This is a genomic window from Colwellia demingiae, assembly GCF_007954275.1.
Lineage (GTDB): Bacteria > Pseudomonadota > Gammaproteobacteria > Enterobacterales > Alteromonadaceae > Colwellia > Colwellia demingiae.
This window is the reverse complement of record NZ_VOLT01000007.1, coordinates 278,019-298,861: the sequence shown is the minus strand read 5'-3', so window position 1 is coordinate 298,861 and position 20,843 is coordinate 278,019. Positions and strand designations below refer to the sequence as shown.

The window sequence follows — 20,843 nt, the reverse complement described above, 5'->3', positions numbered from 1 at the left end:
CAAGTCAATATCAATCACCATTATAACTTTAACACTATAGGGGTTAATCAAGATGAAAAACTTCATTTAATGTTGTCGTTTCTGGACTGACATCTTCATTCGTTTGCATAATGTCAGCCATATAAGCCCACCATTTTTGGCAAAGCTCTGTACTTGCAATAGCTTGCCACCTTTCTTCATCTTCAATTTCAACATAGCCAAAAAGCTGGCTATTACCCTTATCGAGAAAAATAGAATAATGATGAGCACCGTGTAATTTCAATAGTGATTGCAGCTCTGGCCAAATTAGATCATGTCGGCGTTGATATTCTTCATGTTTATCTGGATTAACTGACATAACGAAAGCTTTACGTATAAATTCTCTATTTACCCTGTTTGCATCTTTTTGCATGATTTAAACCCTTTCCTTTTTTCCAATATACCCTGAACAATTTAATAGCTGTTTTTGTTCAAGCTTATCAAACAAAACCGGTGCCATTTGATACCGATTAACAGCAAGATCACATCAGGTCTATCTTCCTCTATAAATTGTGCGCCGTGTTCATTTATTTTAACAATAGTTTTTCCACCATAACCTCGATGCTTGTCCTGATTTATGTAACCTTGATTTTTACTGCTAAGATCGACTTTAGGCCTATTCGCTGGTACTTGCCATAAGCCAGCCTCATTTAAGCGAGTATATAAACCACTTCGATAGCCAAACTCAAAGGTTACTTGCCACTTTGGATTATCGGTATAACCCGCAGTGATAGAGATACCTAAAGGCATGATACGCATTGGCTTAACAGATAAATCAGCAGCGATAGTTGACCCGCTAAAAAAGGTTTATAAAAATAGTCCCGAACAACCACTGCTTCATATTATTTTTTTAAAAATTCACCTATCTTATTGATTGATTTACTCACTGTTCGGCTGATTTTTTCTTCACTTGAGAAGATGGGACCTTCAATGGGGTGAACTGGAGGATGGAGTCGCCGCTCCCCGGTGACTCATGGTTAAAGATAGCCAAATAAAGTTTACCCCCTTTTACAGTCAGGTAATATGGCGTCATTCCACTGGGAAGCAGACTACTGAGATCAGTCCAATTTCCAGTAATAATGTCTTCAAGCTTCTTGAATCGGATAAATTTATTTTCATCGAAGTCGGTTCCTTTGGCATACGATTTCGTAAAATAACTGGTCGCATACCAGAAACCGTCAAAGAATTCGACATCGTTGAGAACCAGCCCGGTAGTGGTCCATGACCCTGCTGGGCCCTCATGACCTGTTGGATCGAAACTATCGTAGATGTTGAACGTTGGAGTATCCCAATCCACAATTTCAACGATACGTCCCTTCGCCGAACCTATCGCATAAAGTTTGCCATTAACAAAGGTCAGAGCCCGCGCATACCCCTGGACTGGCACGGAGATCGCACTCTCATTTTTACCGAACGCAGTGAAGCGAAAGACGTGTCCAGAATCGGGATTGATCGCATAGATCCAACCCGTCGCAGGGTCAAGAACAATATCGTGAGGCCGATCTAAAGGAATGCCTGCAATGTTTTTGGTCTCAGCGGTAATAGTCTTTTTACTGAGATCAGCGAAGGCGATGATGCGATGATTTTCAGTGTCGTTGGCGTAGTACAAGCCGTCAGCCGGGTTGTAGACAACAGAGTGTTGACCACTTACCGGCATCGGCGAAATTTGAAACGGATCACCCAGGCTGGCGCGAAACATAAAACGATTGTTATTCAGGTCGGTAACAATTTCCTGATTATCTGGTCCGAAAGCCATGTGGGTGGGTCCCCTGAACTGCGTTCGATCGCTACCTGGGGCGTAAATAGTCACTTCTAGCCCCAACCCCACCGAATTGGTCGGATACTCGTTGCTGGAAGCGTAGCATGTCGAGATCGCTATTATGGTGAAGAAAAGCAAAAGGTTTATCTTCTGTTTCATGTAATATCCTTTAACTCTTACCCTTTAAGAAAGACGATTAACGTCAATAGCCAATATCGCCGCCAGTTTTTCAAGCTTGTCACCGATATGTCCAACACTTATGGCACAATGATTTGAAGGGCCGCCTCGCGACCATTCATTCATAAATATAAAAATGTTACCCCTTAATTAAAAATTGATAACTACCAGCAGAAACAAGCGCTACACTGCCTTCAAGGGTATTTTCAAAATTAACTTCACCTTGAATCACAGTGATATTTTCTAGTTCAAACTCAAAGACAATTTTCCCACTGCTGTTAGCCGGTATTACCGTAGTCACTTGCCATCCTTGTGGTGTTTTTATCCATCCGTTAGATGCCATGCCGTAGCGGGTATCAATGCTCGCTTTGGCATATTCAAGGGGAACACGTTGATCGAGGATTGGTTTAACAATAATTTTTTGGTAACCTGGTTTATCTAACGATGGGGCTAAACCTGCCAAACTTTCATAAAAGAAACGTCCGACCGCACCATAAGCGTAATGGTTGAAAGAATTCATTGAATCATCGCCAAAACCGTCTTTTTTGGTATAACTGTTCCATCGCTCCCACATGGTGGTGGCACCTTGATCGATAGAATAAAGCCAGCTAGGGTAATCTGATGAAAATAAAATACTCATTGCCTGGTCACGCATTCCATATTTTTCTAGGGTTGGGATCAAATCAGCGGTACCTAAAAATCCGGTGTTAAGTAAATTACCATCTTGCTCAATACGTTTAGATAACTTCAGTGCTACTTTTTCTGCCAGTTGCCCATCAATTAAACCAAAAGCTAATGGCAATACATAAGCAGTTTGCGTTTCTGTGCCTTCAATAAGCTTGCCATTTTTATCAAAGAAGGTATTAGCCGTTGCTTTGGCTATTTGCTCAAATAACTGCTGGTGTTGTTCGGCTTCTTTAACTTTACCTAAAGCCTGTGCCGATTGAGCAAGAATAAAGGCGCCATAACCATAATAGCTAGTGGTCAATAAGCGTATTGAGGTTTCACCACTCAGCTCACCAAGACCAATATGTTTACTGTCTGCTTTGTACCGCTTAGGTTGTAGCCAATCGCCAAAGCTTTTAGTTTCTTCAACCAGTCCATTTCCAGCTTTATTACGATAGTAATTCACCCGTTTTTCCATCATCGGATAGAACTCTTTCAATACTTCAATATCGCCAGTACGTAAATATAATTGCCAAGGAATAACAAAGGCGGCATCACCCCAACCAGCGGCATTAACCCAATCACCATACTGATTTGACGGAATAAGTTGTGGAACACTACCATCAGCTTTCATCTCCATTTGCATAGTTTCTAAATAACTCATCCAAAAGGCATGGGTGTCGTAATTGGCTAGCGAAACAGGAGCAAAAACTTGTGCGTCACCGGTCCAGCCATAACGTTCATCTCGTTGTGGACAGTCGGTTGGAATATCTAAGAAATTACCTCGTTGCCCCCAAATAATGTTGCTATATAATTTATTCAGTTTTTTATGAGACGATTCAAAATGTCCGGTGCGCTTAAAGTCAGTGTGTAATACTTGTCCTTTAACCCAATCTAAGTTAGGCGTGTGACTAGCATCAAAACCAGATATTTGCACATAACGAAAACCGAAAAATGAAAAGGTTTGAGTATATTGTGCGATGCCATCTTTTGCGGGTATATAATTTGCTTCTGAGCGAGCAGCGCGATAATTACCGCGATAAAGCGTGCCATCATCATTGAGCATTTCTGCCATCTGAATTTTTACATTGTTACCTTTAAGTGCCGGTAAGTTAATTGCGACCCAGCCGACCATATTTTGCCCTAGGTCATAAACCACTTTACCGTCATCAAATACCTGATGAGAAATAGGGTTAAGTGTTTCGATGACTTTTACACCCTGAAAGCGTTTAGGCGTAAGACGAATATTGTTATCAATAACCGATGCGGCCACCGGACTAAATACAGCGGCATTCTCTTTTGCAGGGCTATAATCGGGTTGATCCCAACCGGTAAGTTCTTTACGGGCATCATAGTCTTCACCATGCCAAATATCGGCCATAGTAATAGCTCCAGCGGTAGATAACATCCAGCTGGCATCTGTCACTACACTTTGAACTATTTCACCCGTTGCTGATGTAAACTCTAACTGTGCCAATAGCTCCGGCACTTTGCCATAAAATCGTTTAGAAATAGTGCCCGCATACCAACCATCACTTATCCGTGCAGCTAATACGTTTTCTCCTTCACGCATTAGCTTGCTAACATCATAAGTTAGCGTTTCAATCTTTTGCGTATAATCAGTCCAACCAGGTAAGAAAGCATTGGGGGTGACTATCTGGCCATTAATGCGAAAATCGACTAAGCCTTTAGCTGTTAAATAAAGCCGAGCACTACTCGGTACTTGCGTTAAATTAAACGTTTTTCGTAAGTACATTGCTGGGTTTACCGTTTCTACGCCTAGTGTCCCTGCGGGGTTCACGGTGCCCGCAGTGCAGTCAGCAGAACAAGCTGCTTTCTTATTGATATCACTAGGGTCAGCTATAGTTACCCAACTCGCCTGCCAGTCAGTATTGTTTAACAAACCTAACTCTAGGTTCGCAGAAGTGGACCAAGAAGAAACTTTGCCATTTTGATCCCAGTAGCGCACTTTCCATGAAATACGTTGACGAGATTTAAGCTCTGGCCCTTGATACGGCACATAGACCGACTGATTTAAAGCCACTTTTTGACTGTCCCAGAGGGGCTGCTGAGAAGTACCTACCACATTTTCAACAACCAGTTGATAAGCCGTTTGTTTAGCTCCTTGGCGTTGATCGTTAAGTTGCCAAGAAAAGGTCGGCGTCGCATCGTGAAAGCCTAAAGGGTTTTCGATACCTTCGTTAACTGTCAGCGCAATAGGTGATTTAATCATCGAGTCATCATTGCATGCTTGCAAGGTGATCAAAGTAATAGTTAATGCCAGGTATTGATATATTTTCACTGTTAAATCCTGCTTATTATTTCATATTAGATAGCGGCAAAAGCTGTCAGGCCAATACGTTATGCCGCTTAATCTAATTTATACTGTTAATCTCGGCCGTTAATATGTAACCGTGGATATTTTCACTGGTCCCAACAACCCAGATGTCTGTAAGGGACTTTGGGCATCGTAAGGATTAACCAGCATCCAAGTTTTTCGCTCTTGCTCTGGCAGGTGCATATCGCCAATGATGCGGTTTACCCAAGTATTGACGATTTCAATTTTGAGCGAGTTTTCACCTTTGTTGACAAACTTAGAAATATCTAAGCGGGTAGGCGCTGTCCATAAACCGCCGACATACTGGCCGTTTACCGTGACCTTTGCCATTGCGGTGAACTTGCCCAAATCAATAACAATTTGCTCACCTTCCTGAAGCTTGTCCAGCGTGAAGGTGTTGCTATAAAAAGCAGTACCTGAATAGTATTTAATGCGATCGTCATCTGATGCCGTCCAATCAATCAGCGAGGGGAAACTCACTGCTTCTTTAGGGCCGCGGTGTGTAGAGTCGAAAGTGACGTTCCACGGTGTTGTGATGTCGCTAACGAGCTTAGCTTCAGGATAGTTAGCAGCAATGCCTGTTACCTTTGCTGGTCCCACAGGTTTGCTGAAAACAACAAAGACACTTTCTAGAGGTTCCAGTTTCAAAGGCACAGCAGTAGTTTGCTCTGATTGCTGGTAAGCAGGTAAATCACGACGATATCCAGTTGTTGCTTGCCATAGTTCTGGCTGTTTACCTATTACCCTAAATTCGGGTGTAACTATCTTAGTATCCTCAGTTTGGTTGGTAATGAAGTATATATCCTGACCGTCCAGCGTGCGATGTCCATAGTGAATGCTATTGTCTTCGGGTAGTTTCACATCAGGCACGGTGTTAAGCAAAGCAAAAGCTTCTGTCATATCCAATCCATTAATGATCATCCCTTTGCCAACTTTGCGTGATTTCACCGTTATGCCATCAACATCGCCCCACAATTGTGCAGCCATAGACTGAACCTGTTGGTCGGCTTGTGGCTGATCTTGTAAACTAGGAGATCGACTAGGAGGTGGCCCCAAAATTACTGCACCTTCGTTCACTAGTTGTTTGATTTTGGCTAACAATGCCGGACGCATGGTCTCAAGTTTCGGCAGCACCATAATACTGTACTGTGTGCCATGGGGTAGTGTGATCAGTCCATCTTCGACAGTCATGTATTTTTCAATAACCTCGGCATTCATATAATCAAACTGATAACCAATAGGTGCTTCAGGGTCTGTCACCCCGGTCATTTTAGGTGTGTCTTCGCCAATAAAATACGCAATATCGGCGACATTCAATCCTTGCTGAAGCATGTAATTGGTGCGTTTAAGATACTGGGTATAGACATCAATTTGTGAAAACCAGGTGTTTTTACGGTTGAACTCGGTACCAAACCAGGCATTTACACCGGGAAATTTATCCTCATAGGGTTGGGTGATCATGACATGCAAAAGCGTATTGTTTATACCTTCAGCGAAGAAACGGTCACTACGCTGTTTAATAATGCCAGGATACCGATAAAAAGCTTTCAAACCTGCGGTGTTTGATTCAGCTGATATTTTAGTTTTACCATAAATATGTCCGGCTGACGTCGCGGCGCGGTTTTCAATATTGCCCAACTCGCCTTCACTCCAGAACTCTCCGGCTATTTCATCGGATTGTCCGCCATACATCAAAAATTCGCCAGGGAAACCCCAATGGCCGTAATTCTCAAGCCATGTGGTCAGCCCGTGTTTATGGCTGACCTCACGCAGGCCCGCTACATAATCGTAAGCGACTTTATTGGCGACCAAACGGCGCATATCCCACAAAAACCCGTCTGAAGCCTGCTGGCTTTTTACGACGATGCCTTGGTACACAGGCAGGTATGGCAAGGGATCATAACCATAAACTTCTGCAAATTCCTCTAAAAATCCATCGGTGAAATTTTGCCCGCCTTTTTCGTAGCTGTCCTGCACCACCACTTTAAAGGTTTTTCTATCTTCTGCAGGGATACGCTTGAGCACTTCCCCCATATGGCCATAGAAATGCATTTCTGCATGCTCTTTACTTAACTTGTCAACTTCATAACCCATTGCTTCAGGTGCTGAAGGACCATTTGTGGTGCCAGTAGGAGTCATACCAGAGCGTTGAATAACCCATTCACCTTCGGGAACATCCCAGTTAAGCGTGCCATCGCTTGACATATGCTCTGAGATATCAAGCACCCGTGCTGGATCGATAACAAGGCTTTTGTCTGCTACGCTTGCTTGCTCAGACCACTGATATTCTTTCCAGTAAGGCATAGGCGTAGCATGCATTTTAGCTAGTGTTTTCTCAGCATATCGCTCTACGCGTGGTGCTTGGGATATGACGATTTCGGCAAGGCCAGATAATTTAGCACCGGGCGCAATATAGGGACCTTTAGGCTTTTCATAATCGACAACTAATCGAAATTCGCTGGCAGTAACCGCAGGGAACGAAAGTACAACTGGCGCAAAAGGGACAAAGCCAACTTCTATGCTCGCGTTGGAGCGGTCAATTTCAAATGCTTTTACGGTGGTAAACTCGCCGTTGTTATTCTTAGCTTGAAACAGCACGTTTGCCTTCATGATGACTTCGAGTGACCGCACCGAAAGGCTACGCGCGGTAAATGCTTTATCGGCTTTAATATCGAAGGTATAGTTACCGTCACCGGTAAATTTAACGCCTGTTGATATGTCACCATCGAGTAAAGTGGCGAGTTCTGAAAGCTTAGGGCTTGCAGTGATCATACTGTTATTATTATCCAATACGCGTCCATGACTTTCTGGCACAGGATAAGCGATAACTTTTACATCTTGATAAATATCATGGGGTCTTTTCAGTTTCTTCGAGAATTTTGCCGGTCCATTAACTCGCGTTTCAGAGGAAATAAGATAACGCATGGAATTTTCAGCTTTTACCCAAGGGCCCCCTGATTGGCTCCATCCAGGAGAGTTGAAGATACCAATCTCAATATCCAGTTCAGTGGCAGTTTTCAGTGCAACGTGCAAAATTTCCCACCACTGCTCACTCAACATCTTCACTTTACCGAAGGGGAGATCGTCAAGACCAATATTGCCGATAAAAGCGCGGTTTATCCCAGCATCTTTCATTGCATGGAGATCACGAATAACGCCTTCTTTTGAGAGATGATTTGATATCCAATACCAATAGACGCTGGTTTGAATAGACTTAGGTGGCTCAACAAAGTTGCTAGCAAGTGCTTTTCTATCCGCCGTATTTTCCTTTAAGCGCTCTGTTTGACTTTTATTTGTTACTTTTTCAGGCGCATTCTTATCTGCACCGCAACCTGATATTGATACAATACCTAAGCAAACAACCATCATGGCAGGTAAGCATTTTAATCGTGACAGCCATAACAAAGCACTAAATTTTCTATTAGCTATAATTTCTATCAAACGTTTAATTTTCATAATACTTCTCCACATACCCAAAACATTTTTAACTCCCCATTTTCAAATCATTATTTAATCTTAAGTGACGATTTATCTTTTTAAATATCAGCCTCTCGTTATTACTATTTGCCTGTTCGAAAACCTTTGATGGCTAATTTCACTTGCCTACTTTTTGCTCTACAAATGCAACATAACTGAACCTGCCTCCTGGTGCCGTATCTCCATTGATATACCAATCTAAAGGGTCTGAAAAATCCTGCATATTGTCAGACCATTTGAATTCAATATTAATTGGAATCGAAGTATGTGACAGCTCACGACGAGAGATAGCATAATAAATTTGGTTGTTCAAAGACTTATACGATACTGAAGAGATGGTTTGCCATGAATTATACTGATATCTTTGCAGATGTGACCCGCCAATAACTCGATAATCAAAGCCTTGCCAACCTGTAGAATGATCTCTATCTAAATTGATATAAAGATTCATCCAGTTATCACCAGAATTGCGGGTGATTTTTTCTGTTGTTTTGGCATAGAAATACAGCTTGTCTTTATCACTGGACACTTTTGCTTCAACAAAGTCATTTCTGCCAGTCGAGTTTGAATAGTTGACGTTTGGGATCGCTGCCGGATGATTTCGAGACTGAGTATCTCCCTGATAATCCCAATAAGAAGTTGATACTTTGTCCCAATCTGCCATGTTAGTAATACTTACTTGCTTTGCTAGCGGTTGATTGGCTGGCAGCCCTTTGTATTTCAGTACGTTAGCAACCAGCTGCATATAGTAGGAATCTTTCAGCCCCTGAGTTCTAGTAGGCTCTATATCCCGACTGTATTCAGGGCTTGCCTGATCAACAAATAGAGAATGTTCGGCTTTAGGCTCGCGTTCAAATTGCCATTGTCCAACAATAGATTCATCCAGATAACTCCATCGTCCAACAATCCATTCGTTCCATCCGGTAACCAACACATAAGGCACGTTCTGAGAAATCGCGTAGTCCCATTGCTCTTGCACATTGTAACCATGCTTTATGTCTATTTTGGGATCGCCTGTTGTGCCTTCTCTAAAGCTTCTACCCCAGTTGCCTTTACCCTTATAAAATGCGGAACCTCCCATAGACTCAGCCAAATTAGGATGCTGAGCAACCGAGACATTGATAACTTCTCTTTTTCCAGCTTCATTGAGGTATACTTTTTGAGGTCTTTCAAATTCTATCCAAGGCCAGCCGTTGGCCTTTACTGCTTCATTAGGCCATTGGTTGGCTCTAAAAGTAAAAAAATTGATATAGTCTGTTTCTTTAGCCGCAACTTTATCACCAATGATAAGCGGCTTACCATCAAGGTAAAACCAGGTGTTAGGATAATAATGAGGCGCACCGGGTTTATACAACTCGTTATATATGTTTTGCATGGTGTCAGCAGATTTGGTATTAGTGTAATAGACAAGCTTAGGCGCAGGTTTACCTTGTTGTAATACCGTGTCTATCGCCTGCATTAGCGCTTTGCTTTCTTCGGGGTAATGAAGTGCATTTGTGCTATCCAGGTACAAAAAGTCGATGCCTGCATCGGCTAAAAGTTGCACATTTTTTAAATGAACCCAGTAATCTGTACCTGTATAATAATCGTAAATCGGTTTGCCCCAAAAATAATAAGCACCCGCAGTCGTTGTGCCCCAGTGAGGGTCATCAAAATTATTTAAAACTTCTGGGTGAGAAGCAATAAGTTTGCTTAGGTCATAATTTTTTGACGAAAGAGTGTGAGCCCCTTGCCATAAGAAATAAAACATTCCCACTTGCTTGTTCTTTTGTGGATCTCCAACTTCATTATTCAGTGGTAGTACTCTTCCCAGCTCATCACTAGCAGCTAAAGGCTGTTGCCCCCAGTTGGTAAAAGAACAGGTTAAAAGTAGACACATAAGCAAAGTGTTCATTACTGCCTTTTTAACATTAAAACCTTTATTTCTAAACGCTAAAGACAATGGGCAACTCCGTATCTAAATAGTAAACTTTTACATTAATGTTGTTATTTCACAAAAGTACCAGCCCATCGCTTTGGTATTTATCGCAATGAGCTGGTTAACAATTGTCGTTTATTGAGCAAAACCTATGGTGTCAACCTGGAATTTACCACTCCAATCTTGATTAGAGTCGGTATGAAACCATATTTTGATCTTATTGATGTTAGCCTTACCACTAAATGCATTCAGATCCATTTGGCGTAAATTCCACTTATCTGGTGAAATGCTTGATGTATCTTCTGTCATTACATCCTCTCCCTGACTATCTTCACCAAATACTCTAACGGTGACCTGATAGTTAGTGCTGCCATTACCTGTCTTGGCTGGAACCCCGCCATAAGAATTTATAGCAAACTGAAACTTAGGCGCTGTAGAAACATCAATTGCAGAGGTAAAAGTACGCGTTATACCGTGCTTTCCTAATGAGAAACCATGACCAGCGCCATAGTCCAGATCGAGTCCACTGTGATCCATACTTAATTCAAGCAAATGCGAACCTGCCTGCGGGTTTTGCGGTAAGCTTGCCATTGATGTCATCACATTAATGTCATCACTGTACTCACTTATAACCCAGTCACTATTAGTCCCACTATCAAAATTAGACATATAGCTGGTCGGATTAAGGGTGATTGGCGCCGACATTGTAGTGATTGCTGAAATATCACGTTCCGGTGAATTTTGCAGCGCATTAGCATCAAAGTCTTGAACCAAACTAGACCAAGTTGCACCCGGTATATCCGCCTGAATCACTGACAACAAAGATTCGGCATCGGTTAATGCTTCGGTATTCACCGTATCTATATTTTTAAATACGTCGTACATGGTTTTCTTATTATCAGGAATACCAAGATTTGTATAAGTGCCCGAATCTGCTCTATAAGTCCACAGCCCTAACAACAATCCTCCTTCACCTGGATGATCTATGTGTCGGTGAAGAATAATTGAGTCAATATTGTCAATAAATCTGATTTTATAATAAGCATAGGCGTAAGCGGCCGCCTGATCTGCCTCACTGACGGTTACAGAACTATAATCAGCATCATTAAATCCCTGTTCCGAAAGGATGATCTTTCTGTCACTGCCCTGATACTGTAAATCAGGTAACTTCGCATACAGAGATAATTGCTCGATATTATTGAAGGTAATGATATTAGCATTTATATGAGCTTGGGTGGTATTGGGGTTATCACGCCAGAACCGTGGTTCAAATAAATTTTCTGGATAGGGGTGATAAGCAATGGCCCAGTCAAAATCACCACTTTGCTTAATTACTGAGTTCATTTCATCTAAAAATGCCTTACCCGCGTAAGCCTGATTAGGATATGTACCAGCCATATCAGTGACTGCCCAAAAATGGTCAAGGGAGATAAATACCTGCCCATTAGTTTGCATTTTCTTAACTGCCGTATTAGCAATTCTCATAGTTCGGGCATATTGCGCTGCGGCTTCAGCAAGTGACTTGTTACCCATGTTATTCCATACCGCAGGGGTATTAACTTCGTTACTAATAATAAAGTTAACAGCACGTCCGTTGGTATAATTTCCGTTGCTATCTGTTGTTGAATAACGTTTTGCAATAAACTCCATGGATGCTTTAAAGTACTTCACGCCTGACTGGTTAGTGGTATTAAATGCCGACAATATTGTGTCACCACTTTCGACTACATCAGGATGCTTTAAGCTATTGTACATGGTCTGCCATACATGCCCCTGTACACTTGCCGGTACTCTGTCATAGATATAAAAAATCATAATCAAGCTGATGGTAATATCATTGTCTGACAGATTTTTAATTTGCTGATCCAGCCCATCGATTTCGTCTTCACGAAAATAAAAGGTTTCACCATCTGTGGTATGAGCGTAGTTGCTCATATAGGTAACGCCGTCACCACCCAATGTGTTTGCCGCACTCGCCCACATTCTTTCCAGCGGCACATTTATCGCTGCATGGGATATACCTAAATCCTGCGCATCGCCTACAGTTTGAACTTGCAACCCTTTTTTCGATTTAGCGATAGGTAAAGCATCATCATTTTCGCCAGCTGGAAAGGTCGTCACATACTCAGGAGTACTCACATGCTGGTTATCTACAACAACCGCAAATTTGGAGTAAACTCTATCTCTCGTCCCTTCAAAACGAGCAACATTATTGAAACTGTAGCTTGTACTGCTACCAGCAGTAGGTAATACCGTAATAGTATCCAGCGCTGTATTACTGGCATTGATATCAAAGCTCTCATAAGGAGCCAGCTCATAAAGCACTAAGGTTGAGCTACTTGTTACTGTCACTTCACCGCTAAAGTTAATTTCCGTATCGGTGGCAGAAACTGAATCGATTGAAATGTCGCTTGTAGGAGCAGTACCATCGAGAACAACCCAGTCAATTTGATGTTTGCCAGTCCAAGCTGTTGCAAATGTATCGGACTTAACAGCGATAGCTATTTTAGTAACACTGGTATTACCACTCCAGTTACTAATATCAACAGACACCAAATCCCATGAATCACCGCTTATTGCCTCGGTTACCGTGATAGGGCTTGCGCCGTTGTTACTAGTAAGTGTTACCTGTACAGTAAAGCCGGTATTACTTGGGTTTATGCCGTAGCTATTCACAGAAAATTCCAAGTTTAGTGCTGTGCTCATATCAATCGGAGTTGTAAAATCGCGCGAAATTTCACTCCAGTCAGTCCCCAAACCCGGTCCTCTGCCAAATTCCAGCATCGACGAGCCATGATAAGGAGTCCCTGGGCCATTTACACTTGTTGAAACTTTATTAACAGCCGAGACATTACTTTCTGCTTGCCAGCCATTGGTGTCAGTTTCAAAATCATGGGGTAAGGATGTACTACTTGCACCTTCTAAGCTAACCCAGTCAATTTGATGTTTGCCGCCCCATGCAGTTGTAAAGGTATCTGACTTAACAGCAACTTCAATGTTCGTCACACTGGTATTGCCGCTCCAGTTACTGACATCAACAGATACCAGGTTCCATGCATTAGCATTAATCGCCTGAGTTGAAACTTTAGCGTTCGCCACGTTGTTACTTGTAAGCGTCACCTGTACCGTAAAACTGGTATTACTCGAGTTTATACCGTAACTGTTTAAGGCAAGCTGCAGATTTTGTGCAGTACTCATATCAACCGGGGTGGTATAGCTACGAGATATAACACTCCAGTCAGTGCCCAGGGCAGCTCCTCTGGTAAACTCCAGCATCGACGCGCCATTATAAGGACTGCCAGGGCCATTTAAACTTGATGAAACTTTATTGACTGCCGTGGTATTGCTTGCTGCCACCCAGCCTTCGGTATCAGTTTCAAAGTCATGTAGCAGGGTATCAGCACTTGCCGTATTTAAAATTCCCAGTAATAACAATATACAAAGGCTATGCAGTAGTTTACATACAAAAAAAACATCTTTTTTCATTTTTTAATCTCCACAAGTTATTAAAGAAGATAGTACTTCAAGCGAATTTTTATCACTATAATCTTCAGATCATTTATGTTTTAAACATTTTTAAACTGTAAAATCTTGATTGTTTTGATAGAATAAAAGCTCTATAAGTCAAAAACTTATAGAGCTTTCAAATCAACTAGGCTGTTAGAACGTTACCCGAACACCTACGTTGTAACTTTTACCATTCTGAGAATAAAATGATGGCATATTACCGTTGGCAACAGACTTACGAATTGGCTCTTCAAGTAAGTTATTTGCTTGGAATCTAAAACTTAAGTTATCGTTTAATTGATAACTAATATTGAAATCCAATGCGGTAAAATCTTCCGCAAATGTTGCTGCACCGAAGTAATCAACGGCTAAATAATTTTGCTCTCTGTAGGTATAAGAAAGTCGTGAGCTAACCGTTCCGTCGTCATAATAAGCTACTGCTGAATAGTTATCTTCTGAAGCACCAGGGAAAGGTAATGCTGCACCCGTGATTGGATCATCTGCTGGCGTTTCATTGTCCATCAAATGTGTATATGAAGCTTGAACACCCATATGAGAAAAGAAACCTTCCTTTATGAACTCACTGAATGGGATATGACCTTGTAGCTCAATACCACTTACTTTTGCATCACCACTATTTACGGGTTGTGCGATACTAATATCAATATCTGTGCTTGAATATGTTACACCGTCATAGGTATACTCATCAGGAAAAACAACGTCTGTGCTATTAAAGTCACTAATGTCTTTGTAAAAATACCCCGCGGCAAAGAACATGCCTTCGCTACCTGGATACCATTCAACGATCACGTCATATTGATTAGCCGTATAAGGTTCTAAATCTGGGTTTTTTCTAGTAACACTTAATCCAGTAATCTCGTCAGTGATTGGATCTATGGTCGGGTTTTCTCCCCCTGCACCTGCCAATTGATCTGGTTCTGGACGAGCAACCGTGGTAGAGGCAGCGAACCGTACATAAGTATTATCGGTAATACCCAGAGAAAGGTTTAAACTAGGCAATACATTGCTGTAATCACCTTTAGCCGTTCTAAGCTCTGAATCCACATAACCTGTACCGGTAACATCGGTTTGTACATATCTTACGCCCACATTACCGGTTAAAGTCATGCCTGCAATTTCTGTCAAGATATTTGCCTGGGCATAAACAGAGCTAATTTTCTCTTCAACGTTATAGTAAAAAATTTCAGAGAAGAAGTTAAAGCCAGAACAATCTCCTGTGGCTGCTAATCCAATATCAAGTCCACCTTGACCTTGTATACAGGCAGAATTTTCAACCAGCGGGTTCCAAAAATCAAAACCCTGTGCAGCGCCAATATTATTCCAGGTATCAGGAGCAACACTACCTAACTCACTCAGGAAACCACCACTGGCTTCAGGCGCTAAAAAGGAGGTATAACTAGGTAGGTCAGCTTCAGTTAAACCGTGTTCAGCTAAAAGTGCGTCTTGACGATCTGTGCCATAACGTTGGAGATTAAAGGTCAGGCTTGACTCTAATTCTCGGATACTACCACCGACTTTAACAGAAGAAATAAAGTCATTGTCTAGTTCATACTCAACATCTAAACGATAGGCGGTCTCTTCTGAGGCATAGTCAATCATGTTATAGCCAACACTACCTGGGCGACTAAAAGTCATATTCTCTACATCTAGCGTATTCCCGTTTGCATCATACATTGAAAATAATTGTGCATCCCCCGTTGCATCATAGTGAATACCCGCGGCTTCGTTAACGGCGACACCTTCTAACAAATATTCATTACGGTCATAGCCGCTATCTGAATAAGCTACATCAAAATCTATTGTTAAAGGGCCTGCATCGGGATTCCAATTGATATGCATGCCATAGAGATTTTCTTCTCGATCAAATACAGTTTCATTTGGCGAAATTTGACCTACAGTAGGCCCCATAAAGTCAGCTTCACGTAAGTATCCATCCACACCTACCGCATTGCTAGTATCAATCACAGAGTTTGTCGGCTCAATACCACTAATATCTGAGATTAATACATTTTGTCTGCGCTCAGTTAACCAGCTAGAATTCATATAATCAGCGGTAATATCTAAGTCATCTGATGGTTGCCACTGCAACGTAAGGTTATAGCTTTCTCTTGTTAATGAGCCATCATTCATTGAATATTGAACACCTGAGCTAGGGCCAAAAATTTCTTGTCCATCAATCTCGTGAACTTTATAACCTCTGTCTCGTGAAATTTGCGTTAATGTAGAACGCTCACTATTGATAACATTCGCGAAAACACCAAAGGTGTCGGTAATGCGCCACGCTCCTGTTAATGATATAGAAGGGTCAGTTTCTTCACTTTCTGCATTATAAAAGGCATCGATATTTGCACCAAAAAAGAAACCATCATCTTCTTTTTCGCCTGCCAAAAAATCTAATGGTCTGATCGTTTTGATATCAACAACACCACCAATACCACCTTCTTCAACAGATGCGGTTTGAGTTTTCATAACAACAACACCTGAAGTCATATCAGGAGATACACCATCTAAACCATATGCTCGTTGATTACCTAAACCGTTATCACCACCCGAACCACCAGACATTGAGCGGCCATTTACAGTGGTGCGAACAAACTGTGGGCCTAAGCCTCGAATTGATACATATTGTCCTTCGCCATTTTCTGAACGACTAATTTGTACGCCAGGAATACGTTGTAAAGATTCAGCAAGATTGCTATCGGTGAATTTACCTATATCTTCAGCGGTAATGGCATCAACTATGCTGTCGGCATTTAATTTTATTGATTGTGCTTTTACAATAGAATATTTAATCCCGCTAGTGACTTCTATCACTTCTATACCTGATACATCTTTTTTGTCTTTATCTTGATTTTCTTCAGCAGCATGTGCAGTAGAAAACATTAGAGCAAACATTGTTGCTAATGCCGTTTTTTGTGTATTCATATTGTATTTCCCCATAGATATTTCGTTATTTGTTTTAATTGTTCTTTCTCTATTTCCCTTTATCTCAAATAATTGAAAGAAATAATTAGAGTGAATATTAAACTACCATCAAGAAAAACAAATAACAAGCACAAACAATCACATTTAATCACAACATTACAAAAAACAATCACACCCAATAGAGAGGGAACACATAAGCCATTAATAATAAAGCGCTTTACAATTAATCACACAATACAACAAACAACCAAACAATCATACTTATTATTAGAACATACAAAGTAAAACGCTTTTACATACTAACTTTTAAGGGCGAGTATTTATGATTAGCAGGTAAAAAACCAAATCCATTCAAATTTAATCATCAGTGATTACTTTAAAGCTATTTACTATCGTTCAATCTATATAACTTCAAGGGATTACTAATAAATGAGTGGGAGGTATTGGGGCTAACTATAAATTATTGCTAAAGCGCTTCTATTAGTAAATAAAAGCAACAAGGTAAACCCCAAAAGGCGTTATGTGCTCTGGAGTAAGATAGAAATAACCACTACAACACCATTTAACGATCATTAGAATTCATAAGCATAACGGCAACTAAGATCACACTATAGTCTTGTAAAGATTTGAAATATTGATGACTAACTATATAAAGCAAAAGATATTTCCCTCAACAAATAATTGAGAATAATCAAGTCTTTGGTGTTAATTCAATGTCGTATAAATAACAGTTTGTCTGATAAACTATTTTATGAGACAATGCCGTATAAACCAATAATTGTCCGATAAAAACTCTTATGCGACAAAATAATACTGAAAAAGAAGTCGTGTTAAATTACATAAGTTCGGCCAACAAAGCTGTAACCATCAGTGATATTAAAACTGCTACAGATTTCCAAGTTGATAACCGTACAGTACTACGGTGGCTGAATAGTGCGGCTAAGCAGGGTTTAGTTGTAATTACAGGCGAGCGAAAGGCTCGTAAATACGTAAGCGTACCTGTGAAGAGTAAACCGACCTTTAAATTTTTAGAGGGCTTACCTAGCTCAAAACAACAAGAGTTACTGAGCATGTTGCGTACTCTATGGACACACAACTCAACAGCACTTGAAGGTAACACACTAAACTTAGGTGAAACGCAGTTTATATTAAATGAAGGATTAACCGTATCGGGTAAGCCTTTAAAAGATCATAAAGAAGTCATGGGGCACGCGACAGCTATAGACTTACTTTACGATATGGTCAGTAGTGAGCTGACTGTAAGTAAAATCAAACTACTACATAAAGCCGTTCAGACTGACATTATATTCGATATAGATAAACCTTATGGCGATTTCAAAGTCGTACCGAATGGAACCTATTTAATACTTGATGATTTACTTGAAGGTAAGTCAAGTGTATACCATGCGTACTCACGACCATTTGATGTGCCAAAACTTATCGTTGGTTTAGTCGAGTACATTGAGTCATGTAAACCCCATAGTATTGACGAAGCGATCACTATGTATGCAACTGCTCATTTAATCTTTGGTCAGATACACCCATTTTGGGATGGAAATGGTCGTATTGCACGTTTAATAGCGAACCTTATTTTACTGAGAGCGGGCTTCGCTCCTCTTGTTATACCAGCCACACGTAGGCTGGATTATATAACCATTCTTTCTAAATACAGTGCTAAATATGAAGCACCTAGTGTTGGAAAGCCGCTATATCACGTTGGAAATGAGCTTAAAGCTTTCATTAATTTTTCCAAAGAATGCTATCAAGATACGATAAATCTTATTGAGAATATCAAGTAAGATAAACTAAAGCTGACATGTTTGTCCTATTCTAGCGAGAAGAAATAATAAGGCAACCATTCATACTTACCGCTCGAGCAGTTAGTTCTCCGTAGGATGAGCTTTCGTTAAAAAGTTAGCCATAAACGTATCCTATTCGCACAAAGTGTTCATAGTTTCTATGGCGGTATGTGCCCCACAGCGAGATAGAGCTAACCGTCACTATTACCACAAAGCCGTCCTAGTTTAGGCGATAATTTATGTTAAAAAATAGTCCGCTTCGCCATAGCCGCCAGTCATGAATTTAGACAGGGATGACTTCAAAGTGCGCTTTACTGACTTTAGTATTATGTTTTTTGCCATATATTTTTTAATGAATTATTTGCGTCATATTACTGAGAAGTATCAGTAAATGACCAACAATGCAATATATCCCAAAAATTCAAACCTTATATTGCTGAATATAAACATTATTTAACTTTTTTGTCTATGTAAGGTATTACTGAGATTTATTATTAATAGTTAAAAACAACAGTTTTTGGCTAGTTGAGCCGTTCTAATTTGTTGAAATTGTGGGATATTGAGCTATAACTAATCAAGAACTACAAACAGAAAAAATACAGTTGGTTGTTTTTACTTCGTTCAACATTTTAGCCAACTATATTTCCCACTCTAGTAGGCGTTATGCTTCCATTTCCCCGTATGGTAAGAATATTCTATTTAATAGGGATACATTAAGGATAAAATTATGAAAATAGTAAATTTGGCTTTTTGTCTTTCTTTTCTTTTATTCCTAGCTTCATGTAGTGGTGAATCAGGCTTTGATGGAAAGTATGAAGGAGCAGGAGGCACGCAAGAGTTTATTTTTAAATCAGATGGATATGTGACTCAATCACTGATGGGTAAGAAAGTTGCTGAATATAAATACGAAAAAAATGATAATGAGATTAATATTTATATAAATGAAAAAACATTTCAGACATTTTCCTTTCAAGAAAATGGTGAGCTTGTTGGTCCAGGTGGAATAACCCTAATACCGATATCAATAAACATGGACACTCCAGAGAAACCCAGCAGTAAAGTAAGTCAAACGGATATTGTCAACAAACCCAGTCACAATATAACGGGAAGGTACTATAAAGCTAATCTTAACCCCAACATTAATCCAGAATATGCTCCTACAATGAAACTGTTCTTCGAATCAGATAAAACAGTCAAACTATCCTTTAGACACTATGACACAGGTAAATTCAGAGAGAACGAAAACATACTTAGTTATAAAATTGATGGTGATATTATAACTTTGACTCAGGATAATGGTGATTTGGTGACATTAACTATCCGAAAAGATGGTAGTTTATTCGACGATATTGGTAAAGCTGAATATATCGAACTAGATGAATAAGGCATGAAAATAATATAGCATATTTATCATGCTAGAAATAATTGGGTCGCAGTAATATAAAGCCACACAACAATGTAAATTCACTTGGCGTTAGGTGTAAAAGTATTATCAGTCACTGTCAATTTAAGTTTGTACTTTTCCGCTGTGGTAGTGGTTGTCTCGTGCCAAGTGTTTCGTTAATCTGGTTCAAACTAAAACGTAGCATTGTGCTATTTAAAATAGTATCCCATAGGCATAATGAGCTTACAGCGGACCTTAGGTAGATACTTCCACTTTCCACGAAGTGATCATAAATTCTAAGGCGCAATGTACAGAAACTTGATTAAATGGTTAGCGCAACAGGAACCTGTGGCGCTTACGCCCCCAAACCGAGATACTACCAAACGCTCACTTGAACTCAAGCCTCTTTGCGGGCATTAGCTATTACAGCTAATTGGACAGGTTGGATTATATTTTGTATCGATAACGCCCTGTAAACAGGCTAAATGTAGTTTGCTGAATAAGCAGGGGCATCTAAACAGATATCTTACCCCATTGATTTTATAGTGGTTAAACTTTGTATTTTGCTTTGCGGTATGCATTGTCGCAAGATGACTAGCTAATTCAGGTGATTATTAATCAAGTGCCTTATCCCTGATTATAGTGCGCCACTCTTAACTAATTATTTAGCATATTTTCCTATTCTAGAATTGCGCTCACTAAAGAGGGGGAGTTGTTTTTTAGAATGAACTCTTTTGTCATCTTGCTTCACATAGTCTAGTAAACTAAGTCCATAATGAAATTAACTTAGATTTATTTAAGCTCGACTCGGCTCTCTCTATTAGTTAGAAAGCTATAAGGTAGTCACTTGGTAA

10 protein-coding genes are annotated in these 20,843 nt (G+C 40.4%); 2 read left to right on the top strand and 8 right to left on the bottom strand.

The window, feature by feature from the left end:
• Positions 1-43: 43 nt before the first annotated feature.
• The 8 genes from rhaM to ESZ36_RS15115 all read right to left on the bottom strand — a co-directional run bounded on the left by rhaM (position 44) and on the right by ESZ36_RS15115 (position 16,806).
• Positions 44-391 carry an L-rhamnose mutarotase gene (gene rhaM / locus ESZ36_RS15150; protein WP_146789399.1) on the bottom strand — a complete coding sequence of 116 codons (348 nt, stop codon included), beginning with the start codon at positions 389-391 and terminating at the stop codon, positions 44-46.
• Between the two features lie 41 nt (positions 392-432).
• Positions 433-777, bottom strand: a complete 345-nt coding sequence (locus ESZ36_RS15145; protein ID WP_146789398.1) for an SGNH/GDSL hydrolase family protein — start codon at positions 775-777, stop codon at positions 433-435.
• A 124-nt stretch (positions 778-901) separates the two neighbouring features.
• Entirely contained in the window at positions 902-1,936 is a 1,035-nt protein-coding gene (locus ESZ36_RS15140) for an NHL repeat-containing protein (protein ID WP_211357794.1), read from the bottom strand.
• 157 nt (positions 1,937-2,093) lie between these two features.
• Positions 2,094-4,922 (bottom strand): alpha-L-rhamnosidase, encoded by a 2,829-nt coding sequence (locus ESZ36_RS15135; protein WP_146789396.1) that lies wholly within the window; start codon positions 4,920-4,922, stop codon positions 2,094-2,096.
• Positions 4,923-5,021: 99 nt separating this feature from the next.
• The gene (locus ESZ36_RS15130; RefSeq protein WP_211357793.1) at positions 5,022-8,414 is read right to left on the bottom strand and encodes a glycosyl hydrolase; all 3,393 of its coding nucleotides are present in this window, start codon (positions 8,412-8,414) and stop codon (positions 5,022-5,024) included.
• Positions 8,415-8,553: 139 nt separating this feature from the next.
• Positions 8,554-10,377 (bottom strand): hypothetical protein, encoded by a 1,824-nt coding sequence (locus ESZ36_RS15125; protein ID WP_146789394.1) that lies wholly within the window; start codon positions 10,375-10,377, stop codon positions 8,554-8,556.
• A gap of 111 nt (positions 10,378-10,488) precedes the next feature.
• Positions 10,489-13,839, bottom strand: coding sequence for a DUF5722 domain-containing protein (locus ESZ36_RS15120; RefSeq protein WP_146789392.1), 3,351 nt, complete (start codon positions 13,837-13,839; stop codon positions 10,489-10,491).
• 174 nt (positions 13,840-14,013) lie between these two features.
• A complete protein-coding gene (locus ESZ36_RS15115) occupies positions 14,014-16,806 on the bottom strand; it encodes a TonB-dependent receptor (protein ID WP_170235855.1) in 2,793 nt (930 codons plus the stop codon).
• A gap of 797 nt (positions 16,807-17,603) precedes the next feature.
• On the opposite strand from ESZ36_RS15115, the gene ESZ36_RS15110 reads away from it, so the two are divergent.
• Both ESZ36_RS15110 and ESZ36_RS22950 read left to right on the top strand, forming a co-directional pair.
• On the top strand, positions 17,604-18,605 hold the full coding sequence (locus ESZ36_RS15110) for a Fic family protein (protein WP_146789388.1): 1,002 nt from the start codon (positions 17,604-17,606) through the stop codon (positions 18,603-18,605).
• A 727-nt stretch (positions 18,606-19,332) separates the two neighbouring features.
• Positions 19,333-19,989, top strand: a complete 657-nt coding sequence (locus ESZ36_RS22950; protein ID WP_246129118.1) for a hypothetical protein — start codon at positions 19,333-19,335, stop codon at positions 19,987-19,989.
• Positions 19,990-20,843: the final 854 nt, after the last annotated feature.

Bases quoted from the DNA above. Each gene is read 5' to 3' on its own strand.
- ESZ36_RS15120 (WP_146789392.1), bottom strand. From the start codon at position 13,839: ATGAAAAAAGATGTTTTTTTTGTATGTAAACTACTGCATAGCCTTTGT.
- ESZ36_RS15130 (WP_211357793.1), bottom strand. From the start codon at position 8,414: ATGAAAATTAAACGTTTGATAGAAATTATAGCTAATAGAAAATTTAGT.
- ESZ36_RS15140 (WP_211357794.1), bottom strand. From the start codon at position 1,936: ATGAAACAGAAGATAAACCTTTTGCTTTTCTTCACCATAATAGCGATC.
- rhaM (WP_146789399.1), bottom strand. From the start codon at position 391: ATGCAAAAAGATGCAAACAGGGTAAATAGAGAATTTATACGTAAAGCT.
- ESZ36_RS15115 (WP_170235855.1), bottom strand. From the start codon at position 16,806: ATGAATACACAAAAAACGGCATTAGCAACAATGTTTGCTCTAATGTTT.
- ESZ36_RS15110 (WP_146789388.1), top strand. From the start codon at position 17,604: ATGCGACAAAATAATACTGAAAAAGAAGTCGTGTTAAATTACATAAGT.
- ESZ36_RS22950 (WP_246129118.1), top strand. From the start codon at position 19,333: ATGAAAATAGTAAATTTGGCTTTTTGTCTTTCTTTTCTTTTATTCCTA.
- ESZ36_RS15145 (WP_146789398.1), bottom strand. From the start codon at position 777: ATGCGTATCATGCCTTTAGGTATCTCTATCACTGCGGGTTATACCGAT.